Here is a 19869-nt window from a genome sequence, read left to right as displayed (position 1 = left end):
CTGTCTCCTATCCAAAAAATTCATTAATCTGTCTGTCCATGCATGCTGCAACATCACCGTTGTTGTCATATACATTGTACCATTCAACACTTCTGTTTATCGCCTCATCAAAGTTCCAGCGCGGCTTCCAGCCAAATGTGCTCTTAAGCTTTGAACAGTCGAGCTTAAGGAAATTCGCTTCGTGAGGGCCTCCGTCATACTTGTTGATCCATGATGCCTTCTTGTCTGAAACCTTATTCCATGCCTCACAGAACGTATCAACAAGTCTTCCAGTTGTAACACAGTCAGATTCATCCGGTCCTACATTATAGTATCCCTGATACTTCTTATCTTCATACTGTGCCTTTGCAATCATAAGATATGCTGCAAGCGGCTCAAGCACATGCTGGTAAGGTCTTGTTGAATGAGGATTACGCACAACAATAGGCGTTCCCGCAAATGACGCCCTTGCGCAGTCAGGTACTATTCTGTCATTGGCAAAATCTCCGCCGCCTATGACATTACCTGCCCTTGCTGTTGATACGGCAACATCCATATCATTAAAAAATGAGTTCTTGTAGCTGTGTGTAACAAGCTCCGAACATGACTTGCTGTTAGAGTATGGGTCATATCCGTCAAGCGGCTCGTCCTCTCTGTAGCCCCATACCCATTCCTTATTCTCATACACCTTATCAGTCGTCACGTTAAGAAATGACTTTACGCAGGCATTCTGCCTTACACATTCACATATGTTAACCGTTCCCATTACATTCGTCTCATATGTGTATACAGGATTCTTATATGAATCCCTTACTATCGGCTGTGCTGCCAGATGCAGTACTATCTCAGGCTGCGCCTTTGCAAATGCCTCCTTAAGGTGTTCAGAATCTCTTATGTCTCCTATGACAGAATTCATCTTACCTTCAAGTCCGCACATATCAAAAAGTGCCGGATTCGTTGGCGGTTCAAGGGAATATCCTGTAACAACAGCCCCTGCATTCACAAGGATTCTGCAAAGCCATGAGCCCTTAAAACCTGTATGTCCCGTTATAAGAACTCTTTTTCCTCTATAAAAGCTTAAATCTGTGCGATTCATCATTACTCCATTTCTGCGCGTTTTTCATGGCATATCAGGTCTGTGTGCAGCCATTAATCATTCCATGACTTCCATGGTGCCTTACCGCTCTGCCATAACTCTTCAAGCTTCTCCATCTCGCGCTTTGTATCCATGCACTGCCAGAAACCGTTATGCATATATGCCTTAAGTTCACCCATCTGTGCCATCCTGCGGAGAGGCTCCTGCTCAAATACGGTGTCATCTCCTGCTATATAATCAAATATTGCCGGCTCGAGTACCATATAACCTGCATTAATTCTGCTGCCGTCAACATCATCCTTCTCTCTGAAGGAATTAATGGTATTGGATGAATCTATATCAAGCACACCGAATCTCTGTCCTACTGATACTGCCGTCATTGTGGCAATCTTCCCGTGGCTTCTGTGGAACTCAAGAAGCTTGTTTATATCTACATCACATACTCCGTCACCATATGTCAGCATAAATGTCTCATCACCGACATACTGCTGTATTCTCTTTACACGTCCGCCTGTCATGGTGTTCAGGCCTGTGTCAATAAGCGTAACCTTCCAGGGTTCCGTCTTATTATTATGCACGGTCATCTCGCCGCCCTTTGTAAAGTCAAATGTAATGTCGCTGTTATGAAGATAGTAGTCTGCAAACCACTCCTTTATCACGTACTGCTTATATCCACAGCATATGATAAATTCATCAAATCCGTAATGTGCATACTCCTTCATAATATGCCACAAAATAGGCTTACCGCCAATCTCTATCATTGGCTTTGGTTTAAGATGACTTTCTTCACTTATTCTCGTTCCGAATCCTCCGGCAAGAATTACGACTTTCATACTTTCCTCATTTCCGCACACTGGGCGCTTTTTATTAGATTAAATCTGGTTAACCCATATTAAGACTAATTATAAAAATTAATATACCATATTCAGACAAAATATGCAATCTTGCCTATTCTTTGAGTTTTCGTACTTTTATCCACACTCCCCCGCACTTAAATCTTATCTTACGGCCATCCGTAACGGACTACGCAAGAAGCTGTCATACACACCGATGACAGCGGCATTGTAAAGCCTGATGGTTTCAAAGCTGAAAAAAGGCTCTCCAACATAAGTTGGGGAGCCTGATTATTGTTCTTTTACTTTTTCTTTCTACTTAAAACAACTGCTACTGCCGCAGCCAGAATTATTAATGCTATTAGTCCGGCTACCGCAGCGCCTGTGACGGGGTTGGTTTCGTCGTTTTCGGACTTTTCAGCATCACCGCTTTCGTTGTCTGCGGCGTGGTCGTTTTCGTCAACTATTACCCTGCCGCACTCGTCCTTGATGAACGGAAGCTCAGCGTCCTCAGGCGGAAGCGTGGTTGTGGCTGAGGTTTCGGACGGAGTTGTAGTTGTTCCCGACTGAGCCGAAGTGGTTTCGGACGGAGTTGTGGTTGTTCCCGTCAGAGCCGAAGTAGGTTCGGACAGAGTTGTTGTTCCCGTCAGAGCCGAAGTAGGTTCGGACGGAGTTGTGGTTGTTCCCGACGGAGCCGAAGTAGGTTCGGACGGAGTTGTTGTTGTTCCCGACGGAGCCGAAGTAGGTTCGGACGGAGTTGTTGTTGTTCCCGACGGAGCCGAAGTAGGTTCGGACGGAGTTGTTGTTGTTCCCGACGAAGCTGTTGCAGGAATAACCGTGCCTCGCTTGACAAGTTCATTGCATACCGTGCAGTATTCATCGCCTGTGTAGCCGTTGGCTGTTTCGGTCGGCTCAACTCTGTTTCTGATTTCGGTTGCTCCGTGTCCTGCCGCAGGAATAACAATGTCAGCTTCTGTCAGCGCCGTTGCAGCGTTGCTGTCGGCAAACATCTTGCCGCAGGAGCATACATAGTAGCCAATATTGCCGCCCTTTGTGCAGGTAGGCTTAACAGCATAAACCGGCATAAGGTTGTTGGCATGAATGTGTCCCAGCACCGGAGCGATTTCGTATCCGCAGATTGTGCAGGTTTCAGCGGCAGTTTCGGTTGCATGACCGCTTGAAACGTGCGGCTCTATTTTATCCACAGAGCCACAGACATCACATTTATGCCAATGCGAGTCGCTGTCGAATGTCCATGACGTGAGGTAGCGGTGTCCCTTTGCCGCAATCACCGTATCGGCGTAAGTTATTTCGTTTTTGCCGTCAGCGTCTGTGAACAGCTTGCTGCAGTTACCGCATTTGTAGTATTCAATGTTTCCGTCGGTTGTGCAGGTTTCAGGGACATAATCGAAATACTGCATATTGTGACCGAGAGGTTCTCCGTATTCGTAGCCGCAGGCTTCGCAAACAGCCTTATCCGTGCAGGTCGCATTACCGCCAAGGTGTTTTTGATAGTTAAACTTTACGGTGCAGAGGTCGCTGTTTTTGCAGACATACCAGTGCGCGGTTTCGTTGTAGCGATAGCCGTCGTCAATATCCGCCTCGCAAAGCTTGAACACTTTAAATAAGTCGTTGAAGTGGTAATCAATCTGGGTTGTCGCGCCGTCTGCGTCTGTGAATACTAACGAATGGTCGCGGTCTGCAAGCCATAAGTGAAGTCCTGTGTCGCTCGGGTCGGCGGCAATATTGTTGGCGGCAATTGCCATAACGCCGTCAACGATGACATCATCGCCGTTAGGATTGTCAACTGTCAGCAGGTAAACAGGTTCGCCTGCGCTGTTCTTTATCTGGCTGTTCTGAGAAATATCGGGGCTGAATGTGTTTGTCGAGTACATAGCTACCGAGCTGTTGTCGATATAAATTTCGCTTGCAACGCCGTCAACGCCGTTTCCTATCATATCAGGTCCGCAGGAGCCTTTCTGAACCAGCGAAACAACGCTGTTTTCGATATAGATTTTGTCGCCTGTTCCGTCGACGCCGCCGCCGATAATCGCTGCGCCGGATTGGCTTGCTGCGTAAAGGGTCGAGTTTTCTATTCTGATGTTTTTGCCGTTTGCGTTCTGACCGCCGCCGATTGCTGCGCTGTAATCGTCTGTTACGGCTTTTACATTGGCGTTCGCAATTGTAATGTCCGAGGCGCTGCTTTCCTTACCGCCGCCGATTGCCGCCGCGCCGAAGCCGCCGACTGCGTTGATGTTGCCGCCTAAAATCTTTATATTTTCAGCGGTTACAGCTTCGGAGGAGCTTGAATTTTTTTCGCCGCTTCCGATTGCCGCTGAAGAGCCGCCGCCGGTGGCGTTGATATTGCCGCCTGAAACAGTGATATTCTCTGCGCCTGTGTAAATACCGCCGCCGATTGCTGCGCCGTGCTTAGAAGCCGCGGTGATATTGCCGCCCAATATCGTAATCTTTTGAGCAGTTTTTCCGTTGTACTGACCGCTGGTTGAGCCGATTGCGGAGCCGTACATATTCGCCTTTGCGCTGAGCGTGCCGCAGTTTTCGTCACACTTGTGAGAAAAATCGTTTTTAGCCTTTTCGCAAGTTATTGTCAATGTGCCTGTTCCGTCTTTTGCAATGCCGCAGCCGTACATACTGTCAGAGATAAGAGTGTTGGTAGTTCCGTCTGCAAGCGTGATTGACGCGGTGTTGTCATTGGCTATGCAGAGCGCTGAGCTGTCGGTCCACATTGACGGGTAGCTGATATTTACTCCCGCAAGGGTAACGTCCGCATAGGACGCATTGATTACGATTATGTCCTGTGTTGAGGAAACGCCGTCTGCGTTCTTGATTACAACAGGAGTATTTGTGTAAACGTTCAGCGTTCCTATATCGGCGGATACCTGCGTAACCGGGTTCGTTACAGAGGAGATATAATAGTCGTAATCAACGCCCGGGGTAAGCGCCGAGCCGTCAGCCGCAGTGATAACAAGGTCGCTTCCTATGGCTGCAAAGGCGCGCATGGCAGCAATGTATTCGTATGTTTTTTCGCTGCCGCCGACCTTAACGGTATGCTTTGCCGAGCGGTCGGCGTAAATGTAGAGGTTAGTGTCGGAATCGCTGTGGGTTTTGAATGGCAGAAGCTTTCCGTTAAAGTAAACGTCCTCATTCTGTGGGTTGGCTATTGTAATAAGAGCAACCTCAGGATAGCTGCCATCCGCATTTTCGCTACAGGAAACGGGAGCTTTGCTGATTGCGTTTATGCCGTAGGTCTGTTCGCCGTATGCCCCGTTTTTGCCGCGGATATATACGGAAGCGGAGCTGTCTATATGAACCTCGCCGTCAGTGTTGTTTGTTGTAGCTAAAGCGTAATATCTCTGATTGCTTTCAAGGGTGTAAACGCCCTTTGAAAGGGAGAAATATTTTGCGTTTCCGAGAGCGGAGGCACCCTCGCTCTTTGCGTAGATAAATCCGCCTGAGAGGATTATTTTTCCCTCCTGATAGCCGTCTATTGCGTTTTCATCGCCGGAAATAACGGTTATCCTGCCGCTTTTGAATTCGATGAACTTATCCGGCTCGGAATCAAGTATGCCGATAGCGGGAGCTATGTCTTCCTGCTCGACATAAAGAGTGCCGCAGGTTTCATCGCAGATGTGACCGTATTCGGCAGAGCCTGCATAGCAGCTTACAGTCAGGCTGCGTCCTACTGAGATTGTTGTTTCGCTGTCTATTGCTACCAGCTTGTTTGTGCTGCCGCCGTCGATTATAAGATTGCAGGCTACATATTCATTGCACTCGATTGCAGGGTGGTACGTACCGCTGTCGCTGTCGCAAGGGGCGTAAATGTTTACGCCGTTAAGGGTAACGTTGACGGTTGACGGCGCTTCATCGCTGCCGATATAGATACGGTTGTTTGTGGGAACGCTTTCATCGGCGTTCTTTATGGTTACGCTGCCGGCGCAGTTGTTTACTGTAAGTATGCCCGTTTTGGCAGGGTAAGTGTATTCTAATCCGTATTCAAGGATTTCGTTGTCGCCTCTAATAACAAGGTCGGATCCCATTTCCTCGAATATTCCTTCGTTAAGACCGTAGGAATACTGCTTGTCGCCTACCTTTACGCTTGCAGTGCCTGCTATATCCTTGGGAACGTAAGCATAAAAGGTCATATCGGAGCTGCTGAGGAATCTGTACTGCTGAGGGTCGCCGTTTATAGTGATTTCCTCGCCGTTCGGGTTGCTGATTGCGGCAAGATAGACGTACTCGCCGTTATTGTTTTTGAGTTTAGCGTCGCTGCTGAACGGCTTCAGGTTCTTAGTCTTGTCATTTACCAGATAAACCATACCGCCGTTTATTTGGTAGTTACGGGTGTTTTCGGAATTTGACCAGCCGCCGAGCGCGTAGCTGTTGTAGCCGCCCTGGGCGGTTACGATACCGTCGTTTATAATAATGTTGTCTGCCTGACCGGTTGCGCCTGAACCGATCGCGCAGCCGTAAGCGTTATTATTGTTAAAGTAGGTTATAACAGCGTTGACAATACCGCCGTTAATGTAAATGCCGTCAGCGCTGCCGCCCTGCCCGCCGCCGATGGCTGCGCCAAAGACGCTTTCTGCGTTGATTATACCGCCGTTGACAGTAATATTGTTTGCCTTAGCGTTATAACCGCCGCCGATGCCTGCGCCCTTGCTGCCTTTTGCATTGATTCTGCCGCCGTTTATGACAATGTTGCTTGCGGATCTGTTATCATCGCCGCCGATAGCCGCAGGGTAGTTAGAGCTTGCCGCATTAAGTCCGCCGCAGCTGCTGCCGCAGATATGGCCGGCTTCTCCGCTGTGTTGGCAGGATATGGTGAGCGTTCCGCATTCGGCACTGTCTGAGTTCTTGGACAGTGCGGCGTAATTATAGGTTGTAGAAATAATATTGTCCGTGTTGTCGGCAAGGATTATGTTTACATTTCCGCTGCTGTTTTCGGCAATTTCAACAGCGCTGAGTTCATTCAGACCTCTTTGGATATTTATTCCCGCAAAAGTAATGTTTGCGGAAACGCCGCTCTCAATGTAAATGTCGTTGCTGCACGGCTGCGTCGGGTCAACATTTTTTACGGTAATGCCCTTGTCCGATAAAATTTTCAGCGTGGAGCCGTCAATTTTATAGTCTGTTCCGTAGACAAGTGGTTTATTGCTGTCTGTTGCGTAGAAGTCAAGCTTCATATCTTCAGCGTTTACCAGACCGTTTTCGGTGTAAATATAGTCGGTGGTTGTATTGCCTACCGTTACGCTGTTTCTGCCGGTTTTCGGCATGAAAACGTAGGACTTTTTAACCTCTGTCGAATTATCAAAATCGGTGTTGTATGTGCTGTTTGACGGATATGCTTTTCCGTTTACGGTAATGCTTTCATTGCCCGAATTGTCTATTTCCAGTAAAATCAGCTCTCTGCCGCTTGAGTCCTTCGGCAGGGAGGACATACCTATTTTGTCGGAATGTACGGTACAGTCGTCGCCGCACTTCGGATATACCGAGCCGCCGTCTATTACGATGTCGGCAGGGTCTGCCACGCTGTCGGTAACGCCGATTGCGTCAGTGCTGCCGCTGCCAACTGCGTAAACAACGCCGTCGGAAATTCTGATTATACCTGTCCTGTCCGAGTTGCAGTTGTTTCCTGCGCCGACAGCGACTCCGCCTGTGCCATTGCTGTCATAAGCGGTATTTGCGTAGATAGTGCCGCCGCTTATGTTTATGCTGTCAAATCTGCTGCAGTAAGCAGCGCCTATTGCCGCGCCGTAAAAGTGGCTGCCGCTGGAATTTCTGAATGCACTGCCGTATGCCGAAATTATGCCGCCGCTTATGTTTATAGAGCCAATGCCGCCGTTAGTGGCGCTGCCGATGCCTGCGGCGCCATTATCTCCCCATGCTTCGATTATGCCGCCCGAAATATTGATGTCGGATACATCGGCTAAATTGCTGCCGCCGATGCCTGCGCCGTCATGGCCTACAGCTAAGATCACGCCGCCTTTTATGTATATGCCGCCGGTTTCGGTTCCATAATTACATCCTGAAGCGCCTATGCCCGCGCCGTGTCCCGCGCTGCACCTTGCGTCAAGCATACCGCAGTTCATGTCGCACTGATGGTTTTCTTCGTCTGCGTGTTCGCAGGTGATTGTAAGCCTTCCGTTTTCGGACAGCTTTTCAATGCCTGCCGCGTTCACGCCGTTCAGATAGTTGGAAGTCCCACCTTTAATGGTTATGGTTACGCTCGCAGAGCTGTCGCCCATAGATATAGCGGCGCCGTCGGTCGGTCTGATGCGCAGAGTGTCAAGCGTAATATTCGCATCAACGCCGTTTTTAATAAAGATTTTTGCGTTGACAAATTGATTGTTTACGCTCTTTATTGTTATTGGTGTGCTTTTCAGAATGGTCAGCAAGCTATTATTTTCGTCATAGCTGTAATCTCCGTTCGCAGCGGTTCCTCCGCTTATAAGAAATATGCCACCTACATTTTCTTTAGCTTCTCCAGCGTCTGCGCTGACGGACAGGGTTCCGCCTGCTATCATTGCCGAAACAGTAAGGGCGCAAGCTGCGAGCAATGCCGCAATCTTGGATTTTCTACCATGCTTTTGTTTCATTTTGTTACCCCCCTATTTTTTCTCTTTTGCCGCAGTTTTAGTGCGGAATTTATATATTAATTACCAATTTAATCTTGCCATGTAACGGCTTGTTTTGTCAATAGCAATTCCCTTTGAGTTTTCGTACTTTTATCCACACTCCCCCGCTTTCACAGGCTCTGCTATAAACAACTGTGAACTACCCATTGTCTTAAGCCAATGGGCTTCCTGCTTCAATCGACCTCGTAACCTAATATCTCCACAGGCGTTAATTCGGGCAGTCCCTGCCCTATTTATTATTTTTTCTTATGCTATTTGTCTTAGTCCTTCTGCAAGTATATTTTTTGCAGCATTGATATCCCTATCATGTCCTGCTCCGCATTTCGGACATATCCATGTCCTCACTGACAAATCTTTTGTATCTGAATTCTGATACCCACAAACAGAACATAACTGACTGCTGGCATAAAATGTATCTATATCTCTGTCCTACTGATACTGCCGTCATTGTGGCAATCTTCCCGTGGCTTCTGTGGAACTCAAGAAGCTTGTTTATATCTACATCACGTACTGCTTATATCCACAGCATATGATAAATTCATCAAATCCGTAATGTGCATACTCCTTCATAATATGCCACAAAATAGGCTTACCGCCAATCTCTATCATTGGCTTTGGTTTAAGATGACTTTCTTCACTTATTCTCGTTCCGAATCCTCCGGCAAGAATTACGACTTTCATACTTTCCTCATTTCCGCACACTGGGCGCTTTTTATTAGATTGAATCTGGTTAACCCATATTAAGACTAATTATAAAGGTTATATATACCATATTCAGACAAAATATGCAGTCTTGCCTATTGCCATAATATGCCTATATGTTTAAAATACTAGATAAAGGGTTCATTTGCCCTTATAATGCCCAAGACACGGGCAGGAACGGAGATTACAATGACTTTTACTTATGCTGTCTTTGCAGTTCCTTTTATATGTGCGGGACTGTATTTTTATGGAATGGAGAATTCACGGCAGAGGCCTTTATATGTTGTGATGTTCGGAATTGCGGCTGCGATCAATTACTTTGCGGCATTTGCAATGCTGGCGCTTATTGTGGCAGATAATGCCGTCGCCTCAGATTCTGCCGGCAGTCCCATACTTTCCTGGATATCTGTCAGATTATTATTGCGCAGGCTGCTGATGATTATCGCGGGCCTGATTCCGGTGAATATAGTATATGTCACGGAACATTATATATTCGCAGGACAGCCGGTGTGCTTCTGGCTCCCTGATTTCCAATACTGGAACCTGCTTTTTGAAAAGCATTGCCTTGACGGCTTCTACTGGTTCTGGCTCGCATATATACTTTTCATTGCCGTATGCCCGCTGATCAGCGGTTACCCCGGCATGACGCGGTCAAAAACCGCGGCGGTATGTGGGACGGCTGTTTACGGAATAATGATATTTTCCTCAAGCATCACGCCTGATTTTGTACTTATGTTTCTGCCGTTTGCATTTCTTATGATAAGAACCGGTAATTGTGGAACTGCAGCTTCAGATACAGCCGATACCGTGCTCAAAATTATATTGATAGCGGGGCCGGTGCTTATGTGCCTGTACTCGTCCGATTATAATTTCGGAATACTGAGCGTTGTTGTGACAAAAGTTCTTAATATGTTTGCTAAGCTGGGAATCGGTTCAATTATCGGCGCAGCTACTTTTATCTCAATAATCTATTCTATATCCGGGATACTGAAAAACGATACCTCTTCAATAAAGGAGAACATTTTACAATGAGTAAAATTACAGATAAAAAAATAAGCCATGCATTTTTAATTGAATTCATAATCCTTGGTGCAATAGGCATCTTTATATTCTCTTCACACGCCTATCAGGATTTCTGCGAGACAATGCGGCACGGTCTCACTGTGTGGGATGCGCTTTTTGACGGAAAGCTTATTGATTTTTATGCATACTGCGGCGGTAATAATGGCGGCATCTACTGCGGAAGCGACACGCTCGGCACATATATGGATGCAAGATATGACTTTACTATCTATGTGATATTTGCAATATGGAACTTTCCTTTGTGGCTTATTGAACATTTTGGCGGCGGCAATATACAGAATTCCTTTATCGCCATGCTGTATGCCAAGTCAATGCTTCTGGCTGCTGTTGCAGTGACGGGCCGTCTTATCATTATGATAAGCGCAAAAATCACTGGTAACACACAGAGTACTCCGGGGCTTGTTCTTTCATACCTTTCGTCCTGTACTCTGCTTGCAAGCCTGCTTATCATCGGGCAGTATGACGTACTTGCTCTTATATTTATTCTTGCCGGTGTATATTTTTATGTTAATGACAGCCAGAAATATTTTTTCATATGCTTTATAATCGCCAACAGTATGAAATATTTCGGGCTACTGTACCTGCTTCCGCTTCTTTGCCTTAAAGAAAAGAATCCGCTTAAGCTTGCCGGGAAGCTTGCCCTGAGCATGTCACTCAGCGTGTTCTGGAAAATATTTTTCTCACTCGGCACATACGGAACCGCCGTACTGTCCAACAATGATGGTCTTATAAGCATGCTGACCGATTATCAGGTATTCAGCGGTGTTTCCATATTCTGGGTATCTTATCTTGCGCTTGTAATCCACTGCTATAAGCGCAAAGACATGTCACAGGCAAGGCATTACCATGAAGTTATATTTGCAGGCTTTGTAACTTATATGCTGCTATATACTGCAACCCCGGCCTATCCGTACTGGGTAGTGCTGCTTATTCCTTTCATGACAATCATGCTTCACACAAGCGGAAGTCTCTATGGACTTAACACATGGCTTACGATAATGTTTGAGTCTGCGCTTTTAATAAAGCACTACACATGGTATCCATGGTGTTACAGCCGTGTTACATACGGCAACATGCTTCTGTATAAGCTCTGCCCTAACAAAGCTGTCGGAGCGCCTGACATTGGCAGATATATAAACTACTGGATAGAGAAGTTCCCGACATGGCACATTCCTGTTATGCTGTCAACTGTATTCACTGCAGCCGGGTTTGCACTGATACTGCTCAACCGTCCAAAAGAAGCCGGCGATTCCGGTGACAGCGCACTGACATATACACAGAATCCTGTCCTCATGCGCATAAGGCTTGCAATATCCCTTCTGATTCTGTTAATTCCTGACATCTATTACATAGGTGTCACATCAGGAGTTCTTAAAAATATGCAGCCGTAAAGATACAAAAAAGCCATATTGTGAATGTACAACTTACACTCACAGTATGGCTTTTCTGTTATTATAACGCGGCTGCTGCCGGTCGTTATATGTTATTTTACTTTTATCTCTCCACTCTCACATCACTTGTAAGGAAGTCATGGTATGCAAGAGCAATACCTTCTTCAAGCTCCGTATGATACTTCCAGCCGAGCGACTCAAGCTTGCTTACATCAAGAAGCTTTCTTGGTGTTCCGTCAGGCTTTGACGTATCGTACTCAATCTTACCCTCATAGCCTACAACCTTCTTAACAAGCTCTGCAAGCTCTCCGATTGAGATCTCCTTGCCTGTACCAAGGTTGACTGTCTCATCTCCGTCATATGTATTCATAAGATATACACACGCCTCTGCAAGGTCATCTACATAAAGGAACTCACGAAGAGGCTTACCTGTTCCCCAGATTGTAACTGTAGGCGCATTGTTCTCCTTTGCTTCATGGAAGCGGCGGATCATTGCAGGAAGCACATGTGAATTCTGTGGATGATAATTGTCATTAGGTCCATAGAGGTTAGTAGGCATTACGCTGATGTAATGTGTTCCGTACTGGCGGTTCATGTACTGGCAGTAACGGAGTCCCGAAATCTTGGCAAGTGCATATGCCTCATTAGTCTGCTCAAGCGCACTTGTAAGCAGGCAGTCCTCCTTCATAGGCTGTGGTGCCATTCTTGGATATATGCATGAGCTTCCAAGGAAAAGAAGCTTCTTAACACCATTATCGTATGCATTCTTAATCATGTTCATCTCCATGATCATATTGTCATACATGAAGTCAGCAGGATAAAGGCTGTTAGCCATAATTCCGCCTACCTTTGATGCTGCAAAAAATACATAATCAGGCTTCTCTGTTCTGAAGAATTCCTCAACATCGGCCTGTCTTCTAAGGTCAAGCTCCTTAGATGTTCTTAATACAAAATTAGTATATCCCTGTGCCTTAAGTGTTCTTAATATAGCAGAACCTACCATTCCGTGATGTCCTGCAACGTATATCTTAGCATCCTTTTCCATTATATCCTCCATAATTAATCAGATTCATTATTATAGCCACATTTTGCTGCGCCGTGTATTAGAATAGACCATTATATCTCTAAAATCAATTGACTATATTGCCGCAAAATAGTATTATCTTGCTATGCACATACAACACGTATTCCATATAATTACGCCACCATACGGAGGGCATTATGGCAACATTTTTTGAAAAATATACCAAATCAGAAGTAACCAATACGCGGCGTGTCATAACAACACCCGACGATTTTGCCAAGCGCAACATGTTCTATGCACAGGAGGCAGGCTATCTTCAGAGCCTTAAGCCGCATGAGAGCAGACGCCGCGGACTTGACTCCTACCTTTTTATGATAATATTGTCAGGAAGCGGTGTCATACGATATAACGGAGAGACGCACGATGTCCATTCGGGTGACTGCATACTTATAGACTGTCACGGCGAGTACTCACACATGAGCAGTGACAGCGACCCGTGGGAGCTTATGTGGATTCACTATAACGGGCCTCTTGCCAGTTACTATTACAGATATTTTGCTGAACGCAAAAGCTGTGTGTTCCGCCTTAATGACACCACAGCCGTAACTGACCGCATACTTCGCCTGATTGAGCTTGGTGAGACACACACCGCCGATTCCGCTATAATGATTGCACGTATTATAACCGATCTGCTCACCGACTCCATAACCCTGGGAATAAGTGCAAAAGAAAATGACAGCTCCTTCGTTGCTGCCAAATTAGCCGCCGTTATCAGCTACATTGACAATCATTACACCGAAAAGCTGTCACTTGATGACCTTGCCTCTATGTTCTTTATAAGTAAATATTATCTGTCACATGCATTCAAAAAGGAATACAAGATGACTATAGTCCAGTATATTCTTACACGGCGCATATCCGCCGCCAAAGAAAAACTGAGATTCTCCGACAGCTCCATTGAAGAGATTGCCTCAGAATGTGGAATTGCCGATGCCAGCTATTTCAACAAAGTATTCCGCAGAATTGAGGGTATGACCGCTTCACAGTACAGAAGTATGTGGAAAGGCGGCATCAAAACTCGTAATTTACCTCAGCAGGATTAACTATAAAATTACTGTTAAATGCCATCGTATATGCTCCGGCAAATCTGAACGAAAGCACATCCCCCGGCTCTAATCTGCGCACACTGTGCTCATCTGCGAACCTGTCATTCTCCATACATGTGCAGCCGCATATTATCTGATGCTCGTCTACAGGTCTTGCATCATAATCCGCAATAAGCGATGTACTGTAAGGCTGGTTACGGTGTGCCATAAACGGATTAACGTGAAGCAGTGTACCGTCCATCGTAACTATCTTTGTTCCGCGTATATCACGCACAGAAAGCACTGATGTCTCATATGTTACGGAGGTTGCAATGACCGAAGCACCCGGCTCCAGAATAAGCGTTGTCATCTCCGGGTTCAGTGCCTTTTTAAGTTCCCGCGTTATGACCTGAGCGTACTGCTCCATTGACGGCTTACCTTCAACCTTCTGTCCGCCAAAATATCCGCCGCCCATATCTACAAAATGAAGCTTAAGTCCGTAATCATTAACAAGCTGCGCAGCCTTGCGTGCAAGTGAAGTAAATACAGCTGCACTGCGGCTCCTTGTGCTTGTATGCATATGAAGTCCGGCAGGCTCTATACCCGCACTGCGGAGCATGTCCACAGCCCTCGCAAAGTCTTTGTTCTCCACATCTATTCCAAAACGGCTTACACTCTCTCCAGCCGTTGTCTCTCCCGGACATTCCGCCTCAAGGTTATAATTCACACGTATTCCGATTCTTGATGCATCTCTTACATCCGACACATGTCTGCAGACAAAGCTCACATCATCAAGGTTGTCAAGATTGACATACGCCCCACCACGGATTGCATTAATAAGTGCATCCTGCCTGCTGCATTTGCATGGACCGTTAAATATAATATTCTCCGCATCAAAGCCAAGATTAAATGCCAGTTCAAGCTCATCCGGCGATACTGTCTCAATAAACCACCCCAGCTTGGCATGTGCATACTTCATAAGTCCGGCATCATGGTTAGTCTTAACAGAATACCCATACTCGACCCTGCCGCCCCAGGCCTCTTCAAATGCATCCATGACCTCACGGCAGTTCTTCTCAAATATGTCAAGGTGAATCGTATAGCAAGGTGTGTTCATCAGTCTCTCCCGTCAAATGTTATATCAATAAGTCTTATATCTTTCTGTGCAATCCTGTCATACTGCTTAATTGTAAGCTCTTCTGAGGCATCTTCGCCATCTATCCACTTTACGATTGCCTTAGGAAGGTCAACTCCCGCAAAATGGCTGAACGGATAACCGCCGCCAAATCTCGCATTAAGTTCAAGCACATATGGTACTTTGTCAACCACAAATACATCCATGTCAAGATTACCGATATGTCCAAGTGCTTCTCCAAGCCTTGTTCCTGTCTCTTCAACCTCCGGATATCTTACAACTGATGCGCAGTCCGTCTCTCCCGAACGCATTGCAAGCTTCTTACGCACAACCGTAAGCTTCTGTGTTCCATTAAGGTCATGTATTACATCAAGCCCGTATTCCTGTCCGCAGAGCTTCTCCTGAAAAAGCACGCATGAAGCTTCATCAACTGCCGACTCATATTTTAAATACGAATTAAAAATATCCCTGCGCACCTTCTCTGCAAATACATCAAGCTCCTGCTCATTATCCGCCTCAAACACTGCAATAGAGCCCATGCCCCATCTGGGCTTTATCATTACCGGATAATTGATTGTACCGTCAGCAAGAGCTTTCTTAACATCTTCAAGCGACCTGTATGTAGCAGGCACGTTAAATCCGTTATCCCTGCAGAATACATATGTATTCCACTTGTCATTGCATATGTCTATTACCTCAGGTGCAGACACAACAACAGTAACGCCCTGCGCTGCAAACTCTTCACGATGCTTTGCAAGCACCATAAGATCAACATCAAACAATGAAACAATAAGCTTTATATCATTCTCTTTGCAGTATCTCTTAAGAAACGGTATGTAATCATCATCATATATCAGCGGCGTAACCACATGTCTGTCCGCATAGTAAAATGCAGGCGATACCGGTGAGCTGTTGCCGGCATGCACAAGCCCGTTTCCACCGAGTGCCTTTTTAAAAAATTCAACAAGATATCCTCGCCTTCCGGCTGATGTAAGCAATATATTCATACTAATCTCCATTCCGCAGGCATTCTGCTACGACCAGTAGCTTCCGCCTGTCATATCAAGTGAGTCGACATTACCAACCTTGGTCTCATCGGGCAGATCTATCCAATGTTCATTATAAGTATCCGTAAAATATGCATCCCAGCGCTTACCTTTAATTCCAAACATAAGCTGCAAAGGCCCGCCGACATGTACTGCCTGCTTTCCCCTCGCTCTGAACTTAAGTGCCAGCGGTGTCGAGAATGTCGAACATCCAAGAAGTGCAATATCAAAATCCTGCTTCATGGATTCCAGATACAGATAGTCAAACGCCTCAAACCAGCTTTTGAAGCTTGGATCTTTATAGCCGTCATACCAGAATAATGCCTTAACAGTGTGAAGCTCGAATTCGGGTATTCTTATACCATTCCAGAGCAGGTTTCTCTTCTCATACTGCTTCGCCATATACTCGACAAACGGGCTGACAACAAGCACTTTCTTACCCTCAATGCCATATATCCATGAATCCGGATCTTTAAGAAGGAAGTTGGAAACTCCGTTATCTTCACAGAACTGCATGCCGGGATTCTTCTTCAGAAACTGCTTGTTAAAATATGACTCCATGTTAATACTGAACCAGTTAACTACATAGTCTGCATACTGCATCAGCTCACAGGTCATGTTATAATAACGCACTCTCTCCCGCCTGTCAGTGAATACATCATCCATCCCTGCTGCCGTGTCCTTATTCCACATAATATCCCGCTGTATCTTGGCAAGTATCCCCGTCTCCCACATGCCATTGCGTGTAACTGCAAACGGTTCACCATTCTTAAGCTTTTCACGAAGCTGTCTGTTCACCGTTGCGCTGTCGAGAATCGACTTTCCGTATGATTTCTCATAGAAGCTGTGCCTGAGTGCATCGTACTTTTCTGCATCCAGCATTTTTCTCATAACCTTAGTCTGCCAGCTTGACCTTGCAAAGTCAGCAAGCCATTGTGTCTTCCCCATCAGGACCTCCATATATCCGGATCCGGCTTATATTGCCGGACAATATTTTATTATAATTTAAGTTATTGCTACTTGTTTCGCGCTATCTATTTATGATACTATTCAATGGAAAAGAGGTCAAGTTTATGAAAGAAAAAAAGCTCAGTATTAATGCAATACGAATTATATTTTTAGTGCCAATATTTGTAATGATGATTATTTTTGCATGTGTCGCAGCATATGTCATGCATAATGCAGCTAAGGACAGCGGATGGACGGTCACACAGTACTCTGACCTTACGGGCGGCCAGGCAGGCTTCTATACTCTTGAAGACGGTGCCGGACATTTTCTCATAGTTGACGGCGGATGGGCAGGCAACGAGGCGCGCGTCCGTGATGCCATAAAGATGCACAATAACCACGTTGATGCATGGATTCTCACACATCCTCATCAGGACCACATCGGGGCTTTCAATGCCATTTATGCTAATCCTGATGGTATCACCATAGACCGCATATATGACTCCCCTGTTGATTATGATGTTGTTAAAGACCGCGGTGAAAAATGGGACGATCTGGCGGTATTTGAGGAATACCGAAAGCTCACTAAGGATGCAGACAATGTAACTCACCTGAACCGTGGAGAGGAGCTTGACCTGTACGGTCTTCATATTAAGGTATACAACGCATATGACCGTTATGTTCTTGATAACTCCAACGACATAACCAATGACAGCTCTCTCGTATTCAAAGCAAGCTATGGCAGCAGCAGCATGATATTCTGCGGAGACATCAAATACCAGATGGAAGATATTCTTACAGAACTGTATGGCAGTGAGCTCAGATGCGGCTGTATTCAGGCCGGGCATCACGGCAACTGGTCATTCTCAGATGAATTCTATGATAACACAGGCGCTTCGACCGTATTCATTGATTCTCCTGCATGGATAATGCAGGATTCCGAATATCCTGCCTATGAACTTGCAGAACATCTCAAAGAAAAAGGTGTGACCGTGAAAGACTTCACAACCACACCTAATGTATATCAGTTATATTAAACATTTGCCCGAAAGTAACAAATCAACGCAGGCACGCTTGCACTGCTTATGACTTTATTACTTTCGGGCAACATATCTTTATTATCTTACTTTATAGTATTCAGGTAAAGCTCATAAAGCTGTCTGTGCTTCTTGTTAATAACATGAAGAAGAAGCCCCGTAACGTACATAAGGACTGCAACGATAAACAACATGCAGGCAACAAAAAGTGTAGGAAATCTGTCTACCATTCCTGTCTGTGCATAATCAATGAGAACCGGCACAAAGAATATCATTCCGATAACTGCAAATATAAGCGCTATTATTGAAAAGAATGTAAGCGGTTTGTAATCTCTGAACAAGGTACCGATTGTCTTAAGCACTTTTGCACCATCACTGAAAGTGTTAAGCTTTGATACACTTCCCTCAGGCCTGTCACGGTATGAAACAGGTATCTCAACAATCTTAAAGTTCTTATCAAGACAATGTATAGTCATCTCCGTCTCAATCTCAAATCCCTTTGACAATACAGGATAGCTCTTAACGAACTGCCTGCTGAATGCTCTGTAGCCTGTCATGATATCTGTTACATCGCTGTGGAAAAGCTTATTAATCGACCATCTTACAATCTTATTGCCTGAATTGTGGAAAGGTCTCTTATTCTCTGTAAAGTATGTTGATGACAGTCTGTCACCGATTACCATATCCGCCTCACCGTTAAGTACGGCATCCACAAGCTCTCTTGCGTTATCAGCCGGATAAGTATCGTCACCGTCTATCATAACATAGCAGTCTGCATCTATATCCCTGAACATTGTTCTTATTACATTACCCTTGCCCTGCCTGCGCTCATATCTTACTTCAGCGCCTGCCTCTTTCGCAAGTTCAGCCGTGTTATCTGTTGAGTTATTATCGTACACATAGATAACTGCCTCCGGAAGCACCTTTTTGTAATCTTCTACTACTTTCTTAATAGTTACGCTTTCATTGTAACATGGTATTAAAACTGCAATACGTTGTTCTGACATTATTTCCTCCATACGGCTTATCTGCCGAGTAATATTCTGATATATGGTGTCAACGATCTTGTAAATGCCGTTGCAACCCCAAAGTTCTTCCTAAGAAAATGATACCATTCCCTTCGCGGAAGCCCTTTGATTCCTTCCTTTTTCGCAAGTCTTAGCTTTCTCGGCAGTGTGGTATCATTCCATGTGCCTCTGACATCGTTCTTGTTACATACACCTGCATATATCCTGTAGACTTCTGCTCTGTAACCGAGCCTCTTTATCTGAAGACCATAATCAAAATCTCCAAGGCTGTGATTATATGCCTCATCCATATTAGGTGAAGCCCTGAAGATATCTCCCGGCACAAGGACACAGTTAGCATTAAAAGTATCACATGTCCTGTCATCATCCTCCGGCTTTACCGGAATATATTTTATCCCTTTTACATAACGTATTCCACCGTAACTGAATCTGCCATCGTCATCTTTTGTTGCACCTACAAGTACCGCAGCATCCATATCTGCAATCATATGGCTGACACCGGCGCTGTCAAACCTTACATCATCATTGGCAAGGAGATACCCGTCTGAGTCTGCACAATGTACCTTGGCATATTCTATTCCCTTGCGCATTCCTCCGGTGTAAAACAGATTACCGTTTCCTTTGAGGACGCAGATATCCGTCCCCGCAGCCGCGGATAATTCCACAAGCGCATCTTCTGTTCCGTCCGTGCTGTTATCATCAACCACCACATAATTAAACCGCCAGTCTGCCAAAAGCCCGGCAGTCTCATTAAGCGAATTAATGCAGCGCAGTGTATAATCTTTTCTATTAAAACATGTCATTATAACAGTAAGTTTCTTCATTA

General features: G+C 45.5%; 13 protein-coding genes and 2 pseudogenes. 4 read left to right on the top strand and 11 right to left on the bottom strand.

All coding sequences use genetic code 11. The annotated features are described in order from the left end of the window. Positions 1–7: 7 nt before the first annotated feature. The 5 genes and pseudogenes from rfbG to NQ488_00785 all read right to left on the bottom strand — a co-directional run bounded on the left by rfbG (position 8) and on the right by NQ488_00785 (position 9245). Positions 8–1075, bottom strand: a complete 1068-nt coding sequence (gene rfbG / locus NQ488_00805; GenBank protein ID UWN97072.1) for a CDP-glucose 4,6-dehydratase — start codon at positions 1073–1075, stop codon at positions 8–10. A 53-nt stretch (positions 1076–1128) separates the two neighbouring features. Then, on the bottom strand, positions 1129–1908 hold the full coding sequence (rfbF, locus tag NQ488_00800; GenBank protein ID UWN95882.1) for a glucose-1-phosphate cytidylyltransferase: 780 nt from the start codon (positions 1906–1908) through the stop codon (positions 1129–1131). A gap of 302 nt (positions 1909–2210) precedes the next feature. After that, the gene (locus NQ488_00795; protein ID UWN95881.1) at positions 2211–8525 is read right to left on the bottom strand and encodes a carbohydrate-binding domain-containing protein; all 6315 of its coding nucleotides are present in this window, start codon (positions 8523–8525) and stop codon (positions 2211–2213) included. 285 nt (positions 8526–8810) lie between these two features. After that, positions 8811–8984: pseudogene (locus tag NQ488_00790) on the bottom strand (transposase). A gap of 81 nt (positions 8985–9065) precedes the next feature. Continuing rightward, positions 9066–9245, bottom strand: a pseudogene (locus NQ488_00785) (NTP transferase domain-containing protein). 210 nt (positions 9246–9455) lie between these two features. Here NQ488_00785 and NQ488_00780 point away from each other — a divergent pair. Both NQ488_00780 and NQ488_00775 read left to right on the top strand, forming a co-directional pair. Further along, a complete protein-coding gene (locus NQ488_00780) occupies positions 9456–10298 on the top strand; it encodes a hypothetical protein (protein ID UWN95880.1) in 843 nt (280 codons plus the stop codon). Then, entirely contained in the window at positions 10295–11740 is a 1446-nt protein-coding gene (locus NQ488_00775; GenBank protein ID UWN95879.1) for a hypothetical protein, read from the top strand. Before NQ488_00780 ends, NQ488_00775 begins: the two co-directional genes overlap by 4 nt. A gap of 103 nt (positions 11741–11843) precedes the next feature. Here the strand turns inward: NQ488_00775 and NQ488_00770 are convergent, their stop codons facing one another. Next, on the bottom strand, positions 11844–12785 hold the full coding sequence (locus NQ488_00770) for a GDP-L-fucose synthase (GenBank protein ID UWN95878.1): 942 nt from the start codon (positions 12783–12785) through the stop codon (positions 11844–11846). Positions 12786–12961: 176 nt separating this feature from the next. On the opposite strand from NQ488_00770, the gene NQ488_00765 reads away from it, so the two are divergent. Next, the gene (locus NQ488_00765) at positions 12962–13867 is read left to right on the top strand and encodes an AraC family transcriptional regulator (protein ID UWN95877.1); all 906 of its coding nucleotides are present in this window, start codon (positions 12962–12964) and stop codon (positions 13865–13867) included. Here NQ488_00765 and NQ488_00760 read toward each other — a convergent pair. The 3 genes from NQ488_00760 to NQ488_00750 are packed head-to-tail and all read right to left on the bottom strand — an operon-like array spanning position 13836 to position 16978. Continuing rightward, on the bottom strand, positions 13836–14966 hold the full coding sequence (locus NQ488_00760) for a diaminopimelate decarboxylase (protein UWN95876.1): 1131 nt from the start codon (positions 14964–14966) through the stop codon (positions 13836–13838). The genes NQ488_00765 and NQ488_00760 overlap by 32 nt on opposite strands. Then, the gene (locus NQ488_00755; GenBank protein UWN95875.1) at positions 14966–15991 is read right to left on the bottom strand and encodes an ATP-grasp domain-containing protein; all 1026 of its coding nucleotides are present in this window, start codon (positions 15989–15991) and stop codon (positions 14966–14968) included. The genes NQ488_00760 and NQ488_00755 overlap by 1 nt, the downstream gene beginning before the upstream one ends. 27 nt (positions 15992–16018) lie before the next feature. Continuing rightward, positions 16019–16978: a hypothetical protein gene (locus tag NQ488_00750; protein ID UWN95874.1), complete on the bottom strand. Its 960-nt coding sequence runs from the start codon at positions 16976–16978 to the stop codon at positions 16019–16021. A 125-nt stretch (positions 16979–17103) separates the two neighbouring features. Between NQ488_00750 and NQ488_00745 the strand changes: the two genes are divergently transcribed. Beyond that, the gene (locus NQ488_00745; GenBank protein ID UWN95873.1) at positions 17104–18015 is read left to right on the top strand and encodes an MBL fold metallo-hydrolase; all 912 of its coding nucleotides are present in this window, start codon (positions 17104–17106) and stop codon (positions 18013–18015) included. An 86-nt stretch (positions 18016–18101) separates the two neighbouring features. Here the strand turns inward: NQ488_00745 and NQ488_00740 are convergent, their stop codons facing one another. Both NQ488_00740 and NQ488_00735 read right to left on the bottom strand, forming a co-directional pair. Then, positions 18102–19022: a glycosyltransferase family 2 protein gene (locus NQ488_00740; protein UWN95872.1), complete on the bottom strand. Its 921-nt coding sequence runs from the start codon at positions 19020–19022 to the stop codon at positions 18102–18104. A 17-nt stretch (positions 19023–19039) separates the two neighbouring features. Continuing rightward, a complete protein-coding gene (locus NQ488_00735; GenBank protein UWN95871.1) occupies positions 19040–19867 on the bottom strand; it encodes a glycosyltransferase family 2 protein in 828 nt (275 codons plus the stop codon). Positions 19868–19869 lie beyond the last annotated feature (2 nt).

Source organism: [Bacteroides] pectinophilus, assembly GCA_025146925.1.
Lineage (GTDB): Bacteria > Bacillota > Clostridia > Lachnospirales > Lachnospiraceae > Bacteroides_F > Bacteroides_F pectinophilus.
The sequence above is the reverse complement of the archived record's forward strand: the minus strand, read 5'-3'. Positions and strand labels throughout refer to the sequence as shown.